Source organism: Halobacillus hunanensis (assembly GCF_900166655.1).
GTDB classification, from domain to species: Bacteria; Bacillota; Bacilli; order Bacillales; family Halobacillaceae; genus Halobacillus_A; species Halobacillus_A hunanensis.
Genome location: NZ_FVZB01000006.1, coordinates 1,286,271 through 1,304,245, shown reverse-complemented (window position 1 = coordinate 1,304,245; position 17,975 = coordinate 1,286,271). Strand labels below are relative to the sequence as shown.

Here is a 17,975-nt window from a genome sequence, read left to right as displayed (position 1 = left end):
CTCAGGTCATCCAATATTTGGATGACCTGAGGTGGGGATAATTGGTTTAATTGGTTTTTAAAGTAATAGGTAAGCGATGGGTGTTACGATAATGATGGTTAGGATGGTGCGTTCGATCCAGATCACAAGCAGTTTAGGGATACTTACTGGTATGTCTGTTGATAAGATACAGGGAATGAGAGCTGAAAAGAACAGGATCGCCGAAACGGATACGGTAGCAATGACAAATTTTGTGATTAATGGAGCATCTGCTACTAATAAGGAAGGCAGGAACATTTCAGCAATCTCAATGGCTGATGCTTTGGCAGCCAGCATAGGTTCGGGTACTTGCATGATCCAAGTAAATGGATAAAAGATATAGCCCAGGACATCAAATACTGGTGTGAATTCGGCAAGAATTAACCCTAACAAACCAACGGAGAGGATAGATGGCAGAATGGCCATCGTCATGATAAAGCCATCTTTTAAGTTCATCCATATATTTTTGCCAAAGGAAGGGGATTGTTCAGCGGCCTCCATGGCTTGTGCCCAAGCTGCTTTAATACGTTTTTCCTTGATAACTTTCTCTGGCTGTCCTTCTCCATCAAAATATTCATCGCTAATTTTATTTAAAGGCCAAATGCGTACCGTTATGGCGGTAACTAAAAAGGTTACGAAAAGAGTGACCCAGAAATAGATGTTCCAGAGATCCATCAGGCCGAGTGTCTTCGCTACGACAATCATGAAGGTCGCGGATACGGTAGAAAACCCTGTAGCGATAATCGTTGCCTCTTTCACGGTATATTTGCCTTCCTTAAACACACGATTCGTAATCAACAGTCCGATCGAGTAGCTGCCTACAAACGACGCGACGGCATCAATCGCTGAACGCCCCGGTGTTTTCCAAATCGGACGCATGACAGGCTGAAGCAGAACACCGATGAATTCCAGCAGCCCATATCCAACGAGCAAAGCGAGGAATACAGCACCGATCGGTACGAGCAGGCCGACTGGAATAACGAGTTTGTCAAAAAGGAACGGTCCCATGTTTGGTGTGAATAACCAGGCAGGGCCAAAATTGAAAATCAGCATGGCAGCCACAGCGACACCGAACACTTTAAATAATGATAGAACGATAGTAACAGCGTCTTTATTCCACGTACGATTGATAAAAGGGTAGACAGCCCCGAGAATAATGACGATGAATGCATAAAAAGGGACGAGGGACGTAAAGGTGCTCTGAATATATGTGACTATATGGTCGAGCGGAATGGAAGAAGTACCATTGATTGTAATGGGAATGAAAAAGGTGAAAATACCAATCAGGCTGAATACAAAAAACTTAATGACATGAGCCTTCGAAGGACCTGATGATTCGCTGTGAAAATCTTTTTGTAAAGACTCCATTCTTCTGCCTCCTATTATTTAATTATTCTGACAGATGATGTTAAAAAAAGGCGAAGTCACCTTCGCCTTCAGCGCTTGCAATAGCCTGTCAAAAAGGACAGCATCGTATGCACAGCACTTTTAACGGCCATTTCTCCCACGTCTTTACGCGGGTCAAGGCAGACCATATCCATTGCCTTCACCTTTGGATGTTCCCCGGCGATTTGCACCGCTTCAAATAACTCCTCTGTGTACATTCCTCCGGGAGTTGCTGCAGGAGCAGCGGGATTATGAGTGATGTCCAAAACATCCATGTCGACTGTTAAGTAAATCGTGTCGACTTGGTCATTCAACTTCTCCAATGCTCGTTTGATGACAGTGTCTACTCCTTTTTTCCGTGTTTGTTTCATCGTTGTATAATGAACACCTGTCTCATCTGCGTAATCCTTCAATTCTTTGGCATTGAAAAATCCATGCAAACCAATATTGTGAACGTGTTGGCCTTCGACGGTACCACTTTCGATTAAGTTGCGGATTGGTGTACCATTTGCTGGACCAAATACATTCAAGTCACGCAAATCAAAATGGGTATCGAGCTGTAGAATACCGACTGTTTCATCCGGATGGGCTTGTTTCCAGCCTTTAATCAACATCGCTGTAATTGAATGATCCCCACCCATCACAACAGGAAATGTATGGGGATGATGTTTTCTCATAGCAGTCATTGCCTGCCCGATTTGCTGGTGAGTATAAGAAATATCTGTTGCGTGCTGCTTCACATTTCCGAGGTCAATCGCTTTTAATGTGGCTAAATCAATATCCTCATCAAGGTTGTACGTGCCAAACGATTTCCATACTTGACGCATGGCATCGGGATTATCACTGGCAGCAGATGTGCTGATTGATGATTTTGACAGCGGTACGCCCAGAATTGTCACATCGTAATTCTGCCAGTTGGGGAGGGAATCCCCAACTGTTTCAATCCATTCATGTACTTTCAGGTCTGTTGTTTTATCCGTTTGCTTCGTCCAGATCATGCTGGGCCGGTCTAACAGTGGATAAGGGTAGTCCGTCATTGCAACTGGCCTCCCACGACAAGGGGTTTCCCAGCTTTAATGACTGTATCTACGTGATTCATGCCGTACTGATAAGAAAGGGTAAGGTAGTTTGGTACATTAAAGATTGTTACATCTGCCTTTTTCCCTTTTTCTAAACTTCCTGACTCGTCAGCACAACCGATTGCATGTGCTGCATTAATCGTTGTTGCCGTTAACACTTCTTCCGGTGTCATGCCCATTTTCAAGCAGCCCAGGTTCATGATGAAAGGCAGGGAAATGGTTGGGGATGAGCCAGGGTTTGCATCTGTTGAAAGGGCGACAGCAACTCCTGCATCAATCATTTTTCTTGCCTGAGCAAATTCTGCCATTAAGAAAAAGGCTGTACCTGGAAGCAGCACACCGACAACCCCTGCTTCCGCCATCTCTTTTATCCCTTGTTCAGACGCTTTCAAAAGGTGATCGGCTGAGATTGCCCCAACGGACGCAGCTAATTCCGCACCGCCATACGGTTCAATTTCATCTGCATGGATTTTAGGAGTTAGTCCGTGTTCCTTGCCTGCCTCTAAAATGCGTCTAGATTGCTCTGGTGTAAAAACTCCACGTTCACAAAAGACATCGTTAAAGGTGGCGAGATTCTTTTTAGCGACCTCAGGGATCATTTCATTAATCACACGGTCGACAAATGGCTCTGGGTTTGCTTTTTCATCCATGGGAATCGCGTGGGCTCCCATAAATGTAGAAACGAGGTCCATTGGGTGGCTCTCAGCAAGTTGTTGAGCCACTTCAAGCTGTTTCAATTCATGTTCAAGCGTCAGTCCATAGCCGCTTTTTGCTTCCACTGTCGTAACTCCGTGCAGCAAAAATTGATCAAGCCGTTTTCGCGATTGTTCATACAAGTCTTCATGACTTGCCGCCTGCGTAGCACGAGTTGTTGCATGAATACCGCCGCCAGACTCCATGATTTCCATGTAGGTCTTACCTTTTAAGCGCATGGCATATTCATTTTCCCTTGTTCCAGCGTGGACGAGATGTGTATGAGGATCAATCAAACCTGGTGTGACGACTTTTCCTGATGCATCAATATGTTGATCAGGATTTACAGAGTTCTGATATTTATCGTGTATTTCCTCGGTGGACCCTGCTTCTACAACTACCCCATCTTCCATATAAAGGGCGCCGTTTTCAATCACCTCTAATTGAGACATGGCTTCTTTTCGTGCTGGCTGTCCGGAGTGTCCAGCCATGGTTATTAATTGTGCAGCTTTTGTTATAAGCAGTTTTTGTGTCATATAAAAAATCTCCCTTCGATTATTTCTTCAGCATCGGTACTTGAATGCCTTTTTCCTTAGCGGTCTGTTCAGCCAGCTCGTAGCCAGCATCTACGTGACGCACGACACCCATGCCTGGGTCTGTCGTTAAGACACGTTCCAGACGCTGTTCGGCATCTTTCGTTCCATCAGCAACAATGACCATTCCAGCGTGAAGGGAATAGCCCATACCGACACCCCCGCCATGGTGGACGCTAACCCAACTGGCTCCGCCTACACTATTAATCATTGCGTTTAAAATGGGCCAGTCAGCTACTGCATCACTGCCGTCTTTCATGGCTTCTGTTTCCCTGTTCGGTGAAGCAACAGAACCAGAGTCAAGGTGGTCGCGGCCGATTACAATCGGTGCACTTAACTCACCGCTTGCTACCATGTCATTGATAATTTTACCGAATCTAGCACGCTCCCCGTAGCCGAGCCAGCAAATTCGGGAAGGCAGTCCCTGGAAGCTGATTTTCTCACGTGCCATTCGAATCCAATTACATAAATGTTCATTGTCACTAAATTCTCGTAAGATTACTTCATCCGTTTTATAGATATCTTCCGGGTCACCAGATAAGGCTACCCAGCGGAAAGGTCCTTTTCCTTCACAGAATTGTGGACGAATGTAAGCTGGGACGAAACCTGGGAAATCAAAGGCATTGTCTACTCCTTCATCTTTAGCGACTTGTCGGATGTTGTTGCCATAGTCAAACGTAATGGCGCCTTGTTCTTGCATGTCGAGCATAGCCTTAACATGGGCAGCAATACTGCGTTTTGACAGTTTAATATATTCCGCAGTGTCAGCGGCACGCAGTTCATCAGCCGCTGAAAGGTCCATATCCACCGGAACATAACCGTTCAATGGATCGTGGGCTGAGGTTTGGTCTGTTAAGGCATCTGGAATGAATCCTTTGGCAATCATTTCAGGCAAAAGCTCCGCCGCATTACCTAGCAGACCGATGGATAGGGCTTTACCCTGATCTCGGGCCTCTTCAGCGAGTTTGATCGCTTCATCTAGGTTGTCAGTGGACGTATCCAAGTACTTTGTATCTAATCGCCGTTGGATCCGCTGCTGATCGATTTCAATCGCAATACATACACCGCCATTTAACGTAACCGCTAATGGCTGTGCACCGCCCATGCCGCCAAGGCCAGCTGTTAAGGTTATTGTGCCTTGCAAACTGCCGTTGAAGTGTTGTCTAGCGCATTCTGCAAAGGTTTCATACGTACCTTGCACGATGCCCTGACTGCCGATGTAAATCCAACTTCCTGCTGTCATTTGGCCATACATCATTAACCCTTTTTGATCAAGTTCGTGAAAATGATCCCAATTTGCCCAGGCAGGGACCAGATTCGAGTTCGCAATCAACACTTTCGGTGCATCTTTATGTGAACGAAAGACAGCGACCGGCTTCCCAGATTGAATCAGTAAGGTTTCATCTTCCTCGAGCTTCTTCAAAGAGTCTACAATGGCTTCGAAAGATTCCCAGTTACGAGCTGCTTTGCCGATCCCGCCGTAGACAACGAGGTCTTCTGGTTTTTCCGCTACATCTGGATGCAGGTTGTTGCTCAGCATGCGTAAAGCTGCCTCCTGTATCCAGCCTTTTGTGTGTAATTCTGTTCCGCTATATTGTTTTACCTTTCCTGATTTCGTTTCAGACATAATTTTCATCCTTTCGATTTGAGTTTTCTGATAATTTTATGGTACCAACAGTTTGCGTATGAAAATAGGTGGCTGCCTTTTGAATTAGTGCAATAATATTCGATAATTGTAAAGATATTATTTAAAACGCTTTCATTTAATGATAAATATCTTTGAATCTATATAAATATTAGATTTGAGTAAAAGAGAGCTGCTTTACGTTATCCATTTAATATACAAAACAAAGACTCCACGAGGCTGAGGAGTCTTTGTCATAGAAATTTGTGTATGTCGGGGAAGCCATTTAATGCATTCTTCGATATTCACGCGGCGTCTGGCCCGTAGTTGATTTAAATACTCGACTAAAATAATTTGGATTAGTAAACCCAGTTGCCCGAGCAATGTGCTGAATAGAATCGTCTGAGGAAGCCAGCATTTCTTTCGCCTTTTGTATACGGATATAGCTTAGTATCTCTCGGAAAGATCGCCCGTACTTGCTCGATAAAATATGGCTGAAATAAGAAGGACTGCGATGAACGTGCTTCGCAACCTCTGTTAGAGAAAGGGAAGGATTATCAAAGTGGTCTTCCATATAATTAATCGCTTCTTCAACAACATCAACATTTGTCGTTAACGATTTTTCTGACATGGATTGTATTAAGTCATTTATAAATAAGATCATATCCTGAACAATTCGATAAAGGACCGGACTGTATAAAATAATATCAAACACTTGTCTGTATTTTTGCTCGCTAACAGAGTCCGTAATTCCTTTTCGGATCATAAAGCGGCGTACTTGAGCGAGTATGCTTGTTAAACGCGTCCGCAGCAGTCCAGGATCAGGGAAAGGTGGTTCCATATCAAAGAATTGATCGTACATCCATCTTTTGATTTCATCTCTGTACCCTTCGTCAAGCATATATACCCAATTTCGCTGCTCTTCCATGGTGAGGAAAGGGTCCATATCCCGCCAATCATGATGGAAGGAACTTAATACTTGTTGGTAACCTGTGAAAAAGGTAGTTTCCATGATTTTTCGCAGCTTCATATAGATTTGATGAAGAGATTCTGAGCCTTGTTCTGAGTGGACAGCGATCACTAGCGGCTTACCGGCGAAGAGATCCCATTCTCGTAAAAAGCGTTGCGCCTGCTCGATAGGTTCCGGTAAAGTCTCACGGAAAACGAGGGCAATTTGTTCACTCGTCGAAAATACAGATGGTTCATAAAAAAAGTCGAATTGTTCAATGAATATTCGTAAATCAGCTAAGTCAGACATGTACTCTGGCTTAATTAAATAAACAGGATGATGAAATGGAAGGTTTTCATCAATGAATAATGATTCGTAACGAACAGCCTTTTTTAATTCAGTGTCAGTTGATTGCGAAGTTGGTCTGGAAAGGTTCCGGAAAGCCTGTTGCAGTGAATGTTTCACTTGTGATGGAGACAACGGTTTCACCCATAGGTCTACTGCGGCGATTTCCATTGCCTGCATGGCCCGTTCAAAAGTAGGTTCGGCAGTTACAGCAACGACCCGTTCTGCATACCGTTCGATAAATGCTTTAACCATTTCCCACTTATCTTCTGGAATCATATCAAGCTCCAGACAAAATAGATCAGGCTGTTGATTCTCTAATGTGTTTAATACATCTGTCAGCTGACCGGCTAATTTAGTATCTGTAATAGGGAAGGAATATTTAGTAATCAGCCATTCTAACCCAACAAGTTCTTGCCTGTCTCGATCTGCAATGAGCAGTTTGTACATAGAGAACGCCGCCTTTCCAATCTACTGCATCCCCATTTTAACGCATCTCAGCTATATTCACATCTATGGAAATTACTGCCACCTCAGGTCATCCAATATTTGGATGACCTGAGGTGGCAGTATTATCCAAAGATCAGCATAAATCAGTAAGTTTGATAGCAGGATGTTAATTGATCTAAAATGAAATAATACTACTAAGGAGGTTTTATTAATGGCTAAAGCAATTAATGCCGAAGAGTATGCAGAACTCACTAAAAACATGAGCCAGCCGATTGTACTTGAATTTGGTGCGGATTGGTGACCAGGCTGTCGTCAATTGGGGCCGGTGGTCTCAAGCGTATCTGAACAGCTCGATGATGTTGACTTTTACTACGTGGATGTAGATCAAGCATCAGATCTAGCTGGACAGTTTGGAGTACAAAGTATTCCAACCTTAATATTGATTAAAGATGGAGAAGAAGTGGACCGTTCAGTCGGTTTTGCCCCGGAAGAACAGGTAAAAGAGTTCGCTCATTCTTAATAAAGGTAAAAAGCAGACACCCCCATTCCTACTTGGGGGTGCCTGCTTTTTCGTTTCCTTTCAATGATCTAGCAAGATAAAAGTGTATCCCTTTTCTTTTATCGCCTTGATCAATTCCGGTAAAACTTCAACCGTTTGTTTTAGCTCATGCATAAGAAGAACTGCTCCGTCTTCGAGATGATCGATGACGTTTGTCATGATTTGCTGAGGGTCTTCTTTTAGTTCCCAATCAATTGAAGCAATTCTCCACATCACTGGTGTTACGTTCAACTGCTTGGCGGCTTCAATCGTATCAGCGTTATATTGGCCGAACGGCGGGCGAAAGTACTCGATTTTACTCCCTGTAATCCGCTCAATCTTTGTTATACTGTTTTGAATTTCTTCAAATTGCTTTTCATAAGGGAGCTTAACCAAATTAGGGTGCTTTGTAGTATGGGATCCAATCATATGTCCATCCTGTAACACTCGTTTCCAGGGCCTTTCTGAATAAAGGAGACGAGATTGCCAGAAGAAAGTTGCTGGCACGTCTTCGGCCTCTAGGATATCAAGTATTTGTGTCAATACTTTGCTTGGACCATCATCAAAGGTTAACACCACTGACTTTTCAGCTTTACTTCGGACAGAGGTGATAACATCTGTATCTTGAGAGTCGTACACGACCCTTGAACAGTCGACTACTCATGGACTCTTAATCATAGATTGGTCCTCCTTTTGTATAAATCGTTATCATGTTAAAAGGTTATCTGGTGATTCGTATGTTTCCTCATAGTAACTCTCAGTAAATTCCTCAGGATTGCCATCGAAAATAAGCTTCCCATCTTTAAGTGCTAAAAGCCTTGTCGCATACCGCTTGGCCAGGCCAATATCATGTACGTTTATGATGGTGAGTAAACCAAGCCGTTGATGCATCTCTTTCAGCAATGTGAAAATGTGATTAGATGTGCCAGGATCCAGACTGGCTACAGGCTCATCCCCTAGTAAAATTCTTGGCCGCTGCACGATCGCACGAGCAATACCTACCCTTTGTTTCTGGCCGCCGCTTAATCGTTCTACCCTTCGGTCCATCATGTCAGAGAGTCCGACTTCGGAAATGACACGTTTGGCTTGTTCTAGTTCGTCAGCTGAAAATAGCCCGAGCAGGTTCTTAACATTACTGCGGTATCCAAAGATTCCGGTTAAGACATTTTGGATGACGCTCATGCGCGGGATCAGGTTAAAATGTTGAAAAACCATCCCCATTTCCAACCTTACCTGACGCAATTGTTCTTCACTCATATTGGATATCTGCTTTCCATCTAACTTAACTTCACCCTGTGTAAGCTCCTGTAATCCATTTATGCAACGAATGAACGTAGACTTCCCAGCGCCGCTCTTACCAAGGATGCAGATAAAGTCTCCTTTTTCAAAGGTTAGATCAATATCTGAAAGTGCATCATGCTTAGCTCCTGGATAGCGGACGGAAACGTTATTCATCTCAATCATTAGCCGGCCTCCTCTCTAAATAGACCGTACCCATCTAACTATCATAATGAGCAGGTAATTCTTTAAATAACCTTGTTTCTAATGTACCCTCCAAAGAAATCAACGATGATCACCATAATCATGATGATCAGCACATCAAGGGAAACGGATTGGTATTGAAAGGTCTTAAAATCGTTAAATAAACGTTGACCAATCCCTCCACCGCCAATAAACCCTAAAATGAGTGACGTGCGGATGGCGACTTCAAATCGGTAGAAATAATGGGATAACACATTAGGCCAAATTTGCGGCAAGATGCTGAAGAGTGAAACAATCCACCCCTTTGCTCCCACGGCCTTCATAGCTTCCTGGGGACCAGGGTCAGCGGCTTCGATTAATTCTGAAATGAGCTTCCCTAATACACCGATGTTATGAAGCATGATAGCAATAACAGCGGGGAAAGGTCCCAGTCCAAGCGCTGTCAATAAAATCAGTCCAAACACAATTTCAGGTATAGACCGAATGAAACTTAAGAATACCCGCCAAAAGTGATAAATAATAGGAGAGGGTGATGTGTTACGGGCCGCTATGAAGCTTATAGGCAAGGCAATTAATAAACCCAATAAACTACCTAGAAATGCCATAGCTAAGGTTTGCAATGTATCCATTACTATTCCAGATAGGTTCGAAAAGTTAATCGGAAACCATTGTGCCATGAAATCAATCATATTACGGAAGTCTCTAAATTTGGTAATATCAAATTCTGTCAGCTTCATACTGAAATAAATAAATATACTAAGAAGTATAATGGTTAGGATGTTGCGTTTTTTAAACCACATGATGATCAACTCTACTCTTCAATAATTCCTTGTTTAAGGGCAGCTTGCCTGATGTTCTTATAATCGTCATTGCTTGCTTTAGTAAAACCAGTGGCACCGAATGCGTCAAGAATCTCTTGATCCTCTATGGAGAGAAAAGCTTCTTGGAGCTTCTTGATCGTTTCTTGATCTGTATTCTTATGGACAGCCCAAGGGTATTGGAAGATCTTGTCGGATTCCCAAATGACTCGGAGCTGTTTATCGTTTATTTTCCCTGATTCAACCAACTGATGGAAAATGGCGCTATCTATAGCAGCAGCGTCTACTTGCTTGTTTTGGACAGCTAGAGCAGATGCATCATGCGAACCTGTGTAACGAACAGATTTAAATTGATTTTTTTCCATGCTTTGATAAACCCCTCGCTGCTCTAATTCAATAGATGGGATTAAGGAGCCAGATGTTGAATTTGGGTCACCAAAGGCAAAGGCGACTTCTTCAGGATTTTGCAGCATTTCATCTAAGGAATTCCATGGATGGTCGCTATGTGTGATGATATAGGAATGGTAAAAAGGCTCTCCGTCAATTAGTTGAGTAATAATGGCCTTTGCACCGCTCTTTTCATGGGCAATGACATACGTTAACGGCCCTAGATAAGCCATATCAATTTTATCGTAGTTCATGGCTTCCACGACACCGTTATAGTCGGGGTAAACTTCAATATTTACCTCACGATTTAATTTCTCATTTAACAGGGATTGAAGCTTATTCATAGCATTATCCATTGCCCCTTCTGTCTGGGCAGGAATAACACCGATCGTAAAGGTCTTTCCAGACTGATTTTCTTCAGATTGATCTTGGCTGGTTTGGTCGCTGTTCTCACCACATGCGGTTATGAGCAGCACTAGACTAATTAAGAGAACTGCCATAATCCATTTTTTCATTCTGTTCACCTCACTAAGTAGAAATAAGTTCTGATTGAAATTCTGCATTTTAAAATAAGGACTCGATGTGAGTCCTTATTTTAAATAACATGGATTCTTCCTTTTTTTTCACTAGTCACTTCCCCAATAATGGCGGACTGGACGTGGTTATCTTTTAATTCTTGTTGTAATGATTCAGCTTCGCCTTCAGGTACGGAAATAAGGAGACCGCCGGATGTTACAGCATCACAAAGAATCAGCTGATCGATTTCACTGACAGATGGCTCATAATCAATACTCTCAGCAAGCCATTGGTGATTCTTCCGAGTACCGCCGGGGATGATATTTTGTTCAGCAAGCTCTCTTGTCTTGGACAAAACAGGAACATCCTTACTTGAGACAGTGACTCCAACCCGGCTTCCTTTGGCGATTTCAAGCGTGTGGCCGAGCAGTCCAAAACCAGTAACATCTGTACAAGCATGTACAGTATAGCCTTCCATGCTCTCGGCAGCTTTTTTGTTTAACTCTGCCATGACGTTCATCACTTCATTCAATTCATCATTGTTCAGTAAATCTTTCTTTATGGCAGTAGTTAAAATCCCTACACCGATCGGCTTGGTTAAAATAAGACGGTCGCCTGGCTGAGCCCCAGCATTGGCCCGTACACGTTCTGGATGAACGGTTCCGGTAACGGATAGACCAAACTTTGGTTCCTGATCGTCTATAGAGTGTCCACCGACTAAGACGGCTCCAGATTCTCTTACTTTGTCAGCAGCTCCAGCCAGAATATCAGCTAAAATACTTTTATCTAACGTGTTGATAGGGAATCCAACGATGTTCATGACAGTGATCGGCTTTCCGCCCATTGCGTAAACATCACTAAGTGCATTAGCTGCTCCAATTTGGCCAAACATATATGGGTCATCTACTATAGGAGTGAAATAGTCTAAAGTTTGAACTAAGGCCGTTTCCTCATTTATTTTATATACGCCTGCGTCATCGGATGTTTCAAGTCCAACAAGTAAATTAGGATCAGCTACAGATTTTGGTAAGTGACGCAAAACTTGCGTCAGGTCTTCAGGACCAATTTTGCAGCCTCAGCCACCTTTACTAGATAAAGAAGTTAGTTTTACGTTTTCTTGTCCAGCCATTGTACACGCTCCTTTCCCATATAAGTGAACAAAGATGGGCATGTTGCTCTATTCGATAATATTTTTATAAATTTTCACGAAAGCGTTAGCTTCATTTGTGTTTGAATGATGTTTGATAATATACTGTTTAGCTTGCTGCCCAATCTTTTGTTTTATCTCGTTATTATTAATGATTTGCTCACTATAATCAAGGAATTCGTTTGGGTCGTTATAAACAAAACCCGTTTCTAGATGTGAGACAATACTTTGGTTCCCCGGATTGTTCGAGACTAAAACAGGAAGACTATATCCCATTGCTTCTATAAGGGAAGATGGCTGGCCTTCTGAGTGGGAAGTGTTGATCACGACATCTGCACGTTGATAAATGGAGCCCATAGTTGAGTGAGGTACTTGGCCCAAGTATTGAACCCAATCATATTGGCAAACGAGTTCTTGTACAGTTTTCCCTTCTTCCTCCTCAATTATCGGCCCAACTAGCCAAAGCCTCACCCTCGGAAACTTATCGTGAAGTTCCTGCATCATATGAATAGCCGCAGGCACATTTTTAACCTTTCTAATTCCTGCCGGCAGCACAAACAGAAATGTGTCTTCTGCTTTCTCGACAGGAGGAGTCTCGCCAGGAAAATCACTGTTTCCTTGGGCAATGGTAAAAATTTTATCCTCTATTTCTGGTAATTCATTAATGATAATGCTTTTTGCTTTGTCATCAAATACGTGGATGGCCTCAGCCCCTCTTAATGATGCAAACACATCTTTCCGCTTTTTTTCATCAAACAAATCATGATTAAGATCAGTGCCCGTAATCGTCACCATATACGGATCCGGTTTATGGTCTAATTTTTGCATAAACTTGTAAAAGTGATAAGCGTGGAAGCCGTGGACAAGATCAGCTGTCGGGAGGGTTGTCCATTCCTTCTCGGTTGTTGAAATGATCTCTGTATCAATGGCTAGTTTCTCTAAACTGTTGGCAATTCTCTGAACGGTTACGGTGTTGCCCCGGGGTTGATGAAAATTTGGCGATGCCAGCAAGATTTTCACGTGTATCATCCTTTAGTCTTTTGAAGAAAATCAGTCCTCTTTTATCTTTCCTTAGATCATAAAAAAAGATCGCCTGCGTGACGATCCATTTTGTTATGTATGGCGGGACTGTGTGGGAATCGAACCCACCGGAGACGGCACGCGCCTCCCTCAGGGTTTTGAAGACCCAGGGGAACACCAGTCACCCATCCAACCCCATATAAACCACATTATACATAGAGATCCCTTTAGAATTCAAGAAAATGGTCTGAGGGTGCAGGAATTGGTAACACAAATCGAAGAACTTGAACCCGTGGGCGTTCCTTATTAAGATAGAATTATTAGGTAAATACAGAAACGGGTGACGCAGATGAGTGACACGTATTTTACGATTGGCATGGCAGGGCATATTGACCATGGAAAAACGACATTGACCAAAGCATTAAGTCACATAGACACAGACCGTTTAAAGGAAGAAAAGGAACGGAGTATTTCGATCGAACTTGGCTATGCTCCCTTACGAATTGAAGAGGGGATAAACATTTCAATCGTTGATGTTCCGGGACACGAGCGGTTTATCCGGCAAATGATTGCGGGTGTTGCTGGTATTGATCTAGTCGTACTCGTGATTGCAGCAGATGAAGGAGTTATGCCGCAGACAAAAGAGCATTTAGAAATACTGGAGTTCCTTGGTATTGAGCATTGTATTGTGGCTATATCAAAAGTGGATCGTGTGGACGATGAGATGTTGGAGTTCGTCACTGAAGACATTAAAGATGGGCTTACAGGGACAATTTTTCATAAAGCTCCTTTCGTTTATGTGGATGGTATTTCAGGTAAAGGGATAGATAACCTGAATCAAAAGATTATCAGTGAATTAAAATTGGTCGAGAGTCGGGATGCTTACGGCTCATTTCGGCTGCCCGTTGATCAAGTCTTTACCGTACAGGGACAAGGTACAATTGTCAGGGGGACGATCTATGAAGGGATTGTTCAACAGGGAAGTCAATTAAGGCTGCTTCCTAAGGATCACAAGGTAAGAGCTCGACAAATACAGGTTCATCATGAAGACCAGAACGTGGCGCGAGCTGGACAGAGAACGGCAATCAACCTTAGTGGAGTGGATAAAGAGGACGTTCATCGCGGAGATGTGCTAGTCGCCTCAGATCACTTCCTCGTAACAAAAACGATTGATGTGGCTCTTCAGTTTGTAGAGGCATTGCGTGTTCCGGTTAAACAACGCATGCCGGTCAAAATTCATGTAGGAACGTCAGAGGTTATGGGGAGAATTGTATTCTTTGACAGAAATGAAGTGAAACAGACGGATGGAGAAGTTCTCTGCCAAATTCAACTGGATGAAGAAGTGGTTGTTCGACGCGGCGATCGTTTCATCTTGAGGCGGCCGACTCCTGTAGAAACGATCGGAGGAGGCTGGGTCATTCAGCCTGAGGGCGGCAAATATCGTTTTGGCAAAGCAACCATTGATAGGCTGCAAAACAAGAAGCAAAGCACCCCTGAAGATTTAATTGAGGATGTACTAAGCACGCATACTTTACTAGATGTGAAACAGCTGATCCAGTATACGTCGCTTGATGAACATGTTGTAAAGCGTACGGTTGCTGAAGGGTTGGAAGAGGGGTATTTATTCGAGGTTAATAGGCAAACATATGGGGTAACGAAAACATTTAATAAGGTTAAAGACGAAATCATATCCCAGCTTGAAAACTATCATCAGGATTACCCTATGAGATTAGGCATTAGTAAGGCAGAGATTCTCCAAATGTTAAGCGGAATGTACTCAAAGGTGTTGGTTGAGTATAGTTTAGATCAATTAGTTAAAAAGGGTAACCTGGAAAAGAAAGACCAATTTGTTTCCTCGGCAGAGTTTCATCCGCATTTGCCTAAACAATGGAAACAAAGAATGCTTGAGGTGATCCACAGCCTTAAAAAAGATGGGCTGACCGTAAAGAAGTGGGAGGATTATCTAACTAATACCCCGTTCTCGAAGCATGATGCAAACGAGTTTGCTGTGTATCTTGTGCAAACCAAACAAGCTTTTCGAATTCTGGATGATAGGCTTATCCATCGATCAGCACTCGACGCGGCTTTATCAAAATTGAAGCGGCAAACGGGAGAGACCTTCGATTTAAAAGAAGCAAAAGATACTCTCGATGTATCGAGGAAATATTTAATCCCATTTTTAGAACTGCTTGATCAGTTGAAAATAACAACCCGTCAAGATAATGAACGAAAATGGATGGAGGGAAAATCATGAGTTACAAGGTTACGATAGAATTTTGCATGCAGTGAAACTACTCACCAAAAGCCGCAAGTTTTGCGGAACAATTGTTTACTCATTTTCGCACTGACATTACTTCAATGGAGCTGATCCCAAGTTCGGGTGGGGCTTTTGAAATTACCGTTAATGGCGAAAAGATTCATTCAAAGCTTGAAACGAAAGAATATCCTGAAGTTAATCAAATGATAGAAATGATGGAGAAGCAAGCATAACCGTCAACAAGGTGCCTCATGAAGACTAGTTTGGGGCATCTTTTTTTAGATTTTGGTTCTCGGGAATGTTTACTGGAGGCCAGAAAAATATGAATCACTATTTAAGGCAGTTGCCGCCTGTTCACGAATTGCAAAAGGATGAACGGTTTGAGAGCCTTCTATCTTCTTTTGCCATAACGAAGGAACAAATGACAGCATTTGTTCAACAAGAAATTAATGACATAAGACAAAAGGTATTAGACGGCCATTTGTCAGAAGAATTCTTTAATGAGGATATGGAGAACGTTATTTTTCGTAATGTCGAAAAAAGAGCAGATCAATGGACGAAGGATCGTTTGACACGGGTTATCAATGGGACGGGTACAGTGTTACATACGAACTTAGGTCGATCCCGACTTAGTGAAAAGGCGGTGCAGCATGTAGCGGACGTAGCTCGTAATTATTCTAATCTCGAATATCAGGTAGAGGCAGGCAAGCGAGGATCTCGGCATGATATTATTGAAGATTTGCTCAAAGAGGTAACGGGGGCAGAGGCGGCCATGGTGGTAAATAACAATGCTGCTGCCGTCTTCCTCGTATTAAGTGCGTTAGCTAAAGAACGGGAAGTCATTGTTTCCCGCGGCCAGCTCGTGGAAATCGGCGGATCATTTCGTGTCTCCTCGATTATGGAAGAGAGCGGGGCTCGCTTGGTAGAAGTAGGCACAACGAATAAAACCCATTTGTTCGATTATGAAGAAGCCATACATGAAGAAACGGCAATGATTATGAAAGTTCACACGAGTAATTTTACGACAGTTGGTTTTACAGAAAGTGTAGCTACTGAAGATATATTGGCCTTAAAAGATGAGCATGACTTCGTTTTCTATGAGGATTTAGGAAGCGGTTCGCTTTTTGACTTTAAAGAGCACGGAATAGGTGACGAACCTGTTGTGAAGGAAGTGATGAACTCGGGTGTTGATGTGATTTCTTTTAGTGGCGATAAATTGTTAGGTGGACCACAGGCAGGAATTATCGCAGGAAAGAAAGACATCATTCAAAAGTTGAAAAAACACCAATTAGCGAGGGTTTTGCGGGTAGATAAAATGACGTTTGCTGCATTAGAGCAAACGTTAAAGGCCTATGTATCAGGAAATTCGGCGACCAATGAACTCCCGACCGTGCGGGATGTTACAAGGAAGGCTGAGGAAATAAGAAAGCAAGCGGAAGTTTTTTTTAATGAGCTTCAAGCGAGAACATCCTCCTATCAAGTAGATATTCGAGAAAGCACGTCCCAAGTAGGAGGGGGAACAATGCCTGGTGTCCATCTTCCTACCTTTATCGCCGCTCTCCAGCATGATTCTCTTTCTGCTCACGAACTGGCCGCTAAATTAAGAGCACATACACCTGTCATCGTTACTCGAATTCAAAATGAACGAGTATGTGTTGACTTTCGAACCATTGTAGAAGAAGAAATGTCAGAGCTTATCGAAGGATTCGCTGCTATAGAGAAATAAACCTAAATTTTGCACATTCTATTCATTTCCACTTTATTTCCACCTCAGGTCATCCAGTTTCTGGATGACCTGAGGTGGAAGGGGGGTTCCATTTTATCTTACCGGAGTTTTTTCCATAAACAGAAATACGGTGTCTTCACGTGGTAATTGCTCGGTTTTATAACCTGAATATCCCAATCTTTCATATAAAGTTATATTTTTGGTGCTTTTACTTCCTGTAAACAGCTCAAAGCGAACATTGCTATACAAGCTTTCCATTTCATGCATCAACTCTTTAGCAATTCCTCTTCCCTGAAATTCTGGATCGACCATTAACTTACCGATGTGGCACGTTCCATTCTCCTCCAAAGCCCTGACTGAACCGACAATTTTGCCATCGAGTACATATTTTAAAATGAAATTGTTCTCAAAATCTTGTTCGACACTTGATAGAGTTTGTTGTAATGGTTGGATATTATAGTCGTTATAAAGTTCAGCTTCACTTCTGTATGCTAGCTGCTGTATGCGCAGGATCTCTCGTGCATCCTCTGTTTTTGCTTCAATGATTTCCTTCACTTTTACGCGCTCCTTTTCAGATATGTATTTTCTATTATCTACTCATTTTTGAGGGGAATGGACAAGAAAAATGCCTGTTTGAAGTGCTTCAATCGAAACACCAAACAGGCTTATAAACAGGAACCTTTAATTTCTGATACGCAAAGAATCTAACGTACTTGTAGAGGGATATTTCACCCGGTACTTTCGATTAACTGCGTCGATAATGGCTTTTTTAGATTCAGGGTCAGGGTTAGATTCATTACTCACCTCTTCATGAGGGAGCTTCACCTCAAAATCTACATGATTATGGTTGTAACGAATGGTACCTGAAACAATCATGATGAAATCCTCCAGTGCATAGCAAACTTCTCTTAAATGGATACCTTCCCTCCACTAAAGCAAAGCAAACA

The 17,975-nt window shown here is 42.7% G+C and carries 16 protein-coding genes, 1 tRNA gene and 1 pseudogene; 4 read left to right on the top strand and 14 right to left on the bottom strand.

What is annotated here, in order from left to right; translation table 11 throughout:
* Positions 1-57: 57 nt before the first annotated feature.
* The 5 genes from B5354_RS11905 to B5354_RS11885 all read right to left on the bottom strand — a co-directional run bounded on the left by B5354_RS11905 (position 58) and on the right by B5354_RS11885 (position 7,137).
* Positions 58-1,386: a YjiH family protein gene (locus tag B5354_RS11905; protein ID WP_079528988.1), complete on the bottom strand. Its 1,329-nt coding sequence runs from the start codon at positions 1,384-1,386 to the stop codon at positions 58-60.
* 68 nt (positions 1,387-1,454) lie between these two features.
* A complete protein-coding gene (locus B5354_RS11900; protein WP_079528987.1) occupies positions 1,455-2,441 on the bottom strand; it encodes an agmatinase family protein in 987 nt (328 codons plus the stop codon).
* Positions 2,438-3,712 (bottom strand): imidazolonepropionase, encoded by a 1,275-nt coding sequence (hutI, locus tag B5354_RS11895; RefSeq protein ID WP_079528986.1) that lies wholly within the window; start codon positions 3,710-3,712, stop codon positions 2,438-2,440. Before hutI ends, B5354_RS11900 begins: the two co-directional genes overlap by 4 nt.
* A gap of 19 nt (positions 3,713-3,731) precedes the next feature.
* Entirely contained in the window at positions 3,732-5,396 is a 1,665-nt protein-coding gene (gene hutU / locus B5354_RS11890) for a urocanate hydratase (protein ID WP_079528985.1), read from the bottom strand.
* A gap of 283 nt (positions 5,397-5,679) precedes the next feature.
* Complete coding sequence (locus tag B5354_RS11885) at positions 5,680-7,137, bottom strand: helix-turn-helix domain-containing protein (RefSeq protein ID WP_079528984.1); 1,458 nt, start codon at positions 7,135-7,137, stop codon at positions 5,680-5,682.
* Between the two features lie 316 nt (positions 7,138-7,453).
* On the opposite strand from B5354_RS11885, the gene B5354_RS20760 reads away from it, so the two are divergent.
* Positions 7,454-7,657, top strand: coding sequence for a thioredoxin family protein (locus B5354_RS20760; protein ID WP_275897933.1), 204 nt, complete (start codon positions 7,454-7,456; stop codon positions 7,655-7,657).
* A 60-nt stretch (positions 7,658-7,717) separates the two neighbouring features.
* Here B5354_RS20760 and B5354_RS11875 read toward each other — a convergent pair whose 3' ends face one another.
* From B5354_RS11875 to B5354_RS20510, 7 genes are all read right to left on the bottom strand, one after another.
* Positions 7,718-8,314, bottom strand: a complete 597-nt coding sequence (locus tag B5354_RS11875) for a polysaccharide deacetylase family protein (protein ID WP_245804765.1) — start codon at positions 8,312-8,314, stop codon at positions 7,718-7,720.
* A 69-nt stretch (positions 8,315-8,383) separates the two neighbouring features.
* Positions 8,384-9,139, bottom strand: coding sequence for a phosphonate ABC transporter ATP-binding protein (gene phnC / locus B5354_RS11870; RefSeq protein WP_079528982.1), 756 nt, complete (start codon positions 9,137-9,139; stop codon positions 8,384-8,386).
* Positions 9,140-9,201: 62 nt separating this feature from the next.
* A complete protein-coding gene (gene phnE / locus B5354_RS11865; RefSeq protein WP_079528981.1) occupies positions 9,202-9,957 on the bottom strand; it encodes a phosphonate ABC transporter, permease protein PhnE in 756 nt (251 codons plus the stop codon).
* Positions 9,958-9,968: 11 nt separating this feature from the next.
* A complete protein-coding gene (gene phnD / locus B5354_RS11860; protein WP_079528980.1) occupies positions 9,969-10,877 on the bottom strand; it encodes a phosphate/phosphite/phosphonate ABC transporter substrate-binding protein in 909 nt (302 codons plus the stop codon).
* Positions 10,878-10,957: 80 nt separating this feature from the next.
* Positions 10,958-12,007, bottom strand: coding sequence for a selenide, water dikinase SelD (selD, locus tag B5354_RS11855; RefSeq protein WP_176142473.1), 1,050 nt, complete (start codon positions 12,005-12,007; stop codon positions 10,958-10,960).
* A 48-nt stretch (positions 12,008-12,055) separates the two neighbouring features.
* Complete coding sequence (locus B5354_RS11850) at positions 12,056-13,054, bottom strand: glycosyltransferase (protein WP_245804764.1); 999 nt, start codon at positions 13,052-13,054, stop codon at positions 12,056-12,058.
* A gap of 91 nt (positions 13,055-13,145) precedes the next feature.
* A tRNA-Sec gene (locus B5354_RS20510) sits at positions 13,146-13,242 on the bottom strand.
* 152 nt (positions 13,243-13,394) lie between these two features.
* Here B5354_RS20510 and selB point away from each other — a divergent pair.
* The 3 genes and pseudogenes from selB to selA all read left to right on the top strand — a co-directional run bounded on the left by selB (position 13,395) and on the right by selA (position 17,028).
* Positions 13,395-15,299, top strand: coding sequence for a selenocysteine-specific translation elongation factor (selB, locus tag B5354_RS11840; RefSeq protein WP_079528977.1), 1,905 nt, complete (start codon positions 13,395-13,397; stop codon positions 15,297-15,299).
* A gap of 47 nt (positions 15,300-15,346) precedes the next feature.
* A pseudogene (locus B5354_RS11835) lies at positions 15,347-15,535 on the top strand (Rdx family protein); the annotation flags it as partial.
* A gap of 89 nt (positions 15,536-15,624) precedes the next feature.
* Positions 15,625-17,028: an L-seryl-tRNA(Sec) selenium transferase gene (selA, locus tag B5354_RS11830; RefSeq protein ID WP_079528975.1), complete on the top strand. Its 1,404-nt coding sequence runs from the start codon at positions 15,625-15,627 to the stop codon at positions 17,026-17,028.
* A gap of 93 nt (positions 17,029-17,121) precedes the next feature.
* Here selA and B5354_RS11825 read toward each other — a convergent pair whose 3' ends face one another.
* Positions 17,122-17,583, bottom strand: a complete 462-nt coding sequence (locus tag B5354_RS11825) for a GNAT family N-acetyltransferase (protein ID WP_079528974.1) — start codon at positions 17,581-17,583, stop codon at positions 17,122-17,124.
* A gap of 126 nt (positions 17,584-17,709) precedes the next feature.
* Positions 17,710-17,904: a hypothetical protein gene (locus B5354_RS11820; RefSeq protein WP_079528973.1), complete on the bottom strand. Its 195-nt coding sequence runs from the start codon at positions 17,902-17,904 to the stop codon at positions 17,710-17,712.
* Positions 17,905-17,975: the final 71 nt, after the last annotated feature.

Excerpts from the sequence above, each read along its gene's own strand:
- phnE (WP_079528981.1), bottom strand. The coding sequence starts at position 9,957 with ATGTGGTTTAAAAAACGCAACATCCTAACCATTATACTTCTTAGTATA.
- hutU (WP_079528985.1), bottom strand. The coding sequence starts at position 5,396 with ATGTCTGAAACGAAATCAGGAAAGGTAAAACAATATAGCGGAACAGAA.
- phnC (WP_079528982.1), bottom strand. The coding sequence starts at position 9,139 with ATGATTGAGATGAATAACGTTTCCGTCCGCTATCCAGGAGCTAAGCAT.
- B5354_RS11905 (WP_079528988.1), bottom strand. The coding sequence starts at position 1,386 with ATGGAGTCTTTACAAAAAGATTTTCACAGCGAATCATCAGGTCCTTCG.
- B5354_RS11850 (WP_245804764.1), bottom strand. The coding sequence starts at position 13,054 with ATGATACACGTGAAAATCTTGCTGGCATCGCCAAATTTTCATCAACCC.
- phnD (WP_079528980.1), bottom strand. The coding sequence starts at position 10,877 with ATGAAAAAATGGATTATGGCAGTTCTCTTAATTAGTCTAGTGCTGCTC.
- B5354_RS11820 (WP_079528973.1), bottom strand. The coding sequence starts at position 17,904 with ATGATTGTTTCAGGTACCATTCGTTACAACCATAATCATGTAGATTTT.
- B5354_RS11885 (WP_079528984.1), bottom strand. The coding sequence starts at position 7,137 with ATGTACAAACTGCTCATTGCAGATCGAGACAGGCAAGAACTTGTTGGG.
- selA (WP_079528975.1), top strand. The coding sequence starts at position 15,625 with ATGAATCACTATTTAAGGCAGTTGCCGCCTGTTCACGAATTGCAAAAG.
- selB (WP_079528977.1), top strand. The coding sequence starts at position 13,395 with ATGAGTGACACGTATTTTACGATTGGCATGGCAGGGCATATTGACCAT.
- hutI (WP_079528986.1), bottom strand. The coding sequence starts at position 3,712 with ATGACACAAAAACTGCTTATAACAAAAGCTGCACAATTAATAACCATG.
- B5354_RS11900 (WP_079528987.1), bottom strand. The coding sequence starts at position 2,441 with ATGACGGACTACCCTTATCCACTGTTAGACCGGCCCAGCATGATCTGG.